Below are 1,591 nucleotides of genomic sequence, written 5' to 3' on the forward strand. Positions count from 1 at the left end.
GCCAGGTCTCCTCGCCACCTCAGCATCACGCACATAACCTGAAATCAATGGGTCCTGACCCTAGGCTGCAGCGGCAAAAGAACGACATGGCCGATGCCGAAGCGATCACGGAAGCGGCCTCGCGGCCGACGATGCCGTTCATCGCCGGGAAGAGTGAGGCCCAGCAGGCGGCGGCGATGGCCTACCGGACCCGGGACCTTTTGGTTCACCAGCGCACCCAGACAATCAATGATCTGCGCGCACCTGGCCGAGCAGGGCATCATTGCCCCAGCCGGTCCTGCGCATGTCGGGCGCTCCGCGGCCCTCGTCGGCGGAGATGATAGCATGCTGCCAGCGGCGTGCGCGAGCTGGCGCGCCTCCTGCTGGACCAGATCTCCGGGCTGGCCGGGAAGATCGCGGGCCTCGATACCGAGCTTTGCACGTGCAGGCCAGCGCGACCGAGGAGACCAGATTCAGTTCGAACCCGGCATCCCTAGGGCGAACATCAGGGCGCGGTGATAATTGCCCGTCGCTTCGAATCCGATCATCACAGGCAACTCGAAGCCGCGCAGAGCTTCGATCAGGCGCTGGTAGTCGGCCGCGGTGTTCAACACCGTCATCCGTCCCCGTCGCGCCTTGCCGGGAACAGCGATCAGCACCTCATGGCAGTGCTTCGATACGTTGATGCCTACCAGGATGCGGGTACCCGTCGTATCACGGGCCTTGGTCATGGGGGGCGCTCCTCCGTAGTGTGGTTCGCAAAACCATCATAGAGACCTGAGCCCCTACTATGGCCGCCCGGTGCGCGGATTGATGGCTTCGCGCGCGGCGAAAGCTTTCTTCACTGCGCCATTTCCAACATGCTACGGCCCCGAGTTCACCAGCCGAGCCATCCTGAAGTGGGCCGAGCAGAACGACGTTGCCTAGCACTACATCGATCTCGGGAAGCGGCAGCAGAACACCTTCATCAAGTCATTCAACGGCAGCCTCCGCGATGAACGGCTGAACGAGGAAATCTTCGATACCCTGGAGGATGCTCGCCGCCAGCCTGCCCTCTGGCGCTACGACTACAATACCGTCCGGCCGCACTCATCCCTGGACAAATCTCATGCCGCTCGAAGCGAGCCCGACGCTTGCGCTAGTTGATGGCTTCGCGCCCGGCACGCTTGCCCAGAAGCAACCCGCAGACTACCAATCTCTGTTGGACCGCTCGGAGCGAGAGTTCTCCGTGCACGATCGGCACCCTGGAAGGCTGTAGCCGGTGAAAAAATCAACAACGTTCACCGGCCATCAAGTCGCCCTAGCTTTAGCAACAAGAGAAAGGAGGGAAACCAGTGGATGAGATGTGCCCACCGATGAGCGTGAGCAAGCCACCTCCGACCGTTGAAAGGCCGCTTGTGGCGGGCTGATGCGCTCTGCGGTCCGCAGGAGAGGTAACTCGATCAGGGGACCTACTTGGATGCCGATTAATGCTTATGTACGCGGCAGTGTCCGGACCATCAGGCTCGCGGGTGCGCATCGATCATCCAGCGAGTGCCGCGCCATTCGGCCTCATCCGCTGACACGTGGCGCCTGTGTTTTGCTGACACTGTGTTGACACGAATGTGGAACG

General features: G+C 61.8%; 3 pseudogenes. 2 read left to right on the forward strand and 1 reads right to left on the reverse strand.

The features are described 5' to 3' along the window. Positions 1 to 65 precede the first annotated feature (65 nt). Positions 66 to 262 (forward strand): annotated as a pseudogene (locus tag ACFFII_RS16940) (IS110 family transposase); the annotation flags it as partial. A gap of 149 nt (positions 263 to 411) precedes the next feature. Here ACFFII_RS16940 and ACFFII_RS16945 read toward each other — a convergent pair. Continuing rightward, positions 412 to 710: pseudogene (locus ACFFII_RS16945) on the reverse strand (IS110 family transposase); the annotation flags it as partial. Between the two features lie 136 nt (positions 711 to 846). Between ACFFII_RS16945 and ACFFII_RS16950 the strand changes: the two are divergent. After that, positions 847 to 1,237 (forward strand): annotated as a pseudogene (locus ACFFII_RS16950) (integrase core domain-containing protein); the annotation flags it as partial. Positions 1,238 to 1,591 lie beyond the last annotated feature (354 nt).

Source organism: Paracoccus niistensis, assembly GCF_042432925.1.
In the GTDB taxonomy this organism is placed as follows: Bacteria; Pseudomonadota; Alphaproteobacteria; order Rhodobacterales; family Rhodobacteraceae; genus Paracoccus; species Paracoccus niistensis.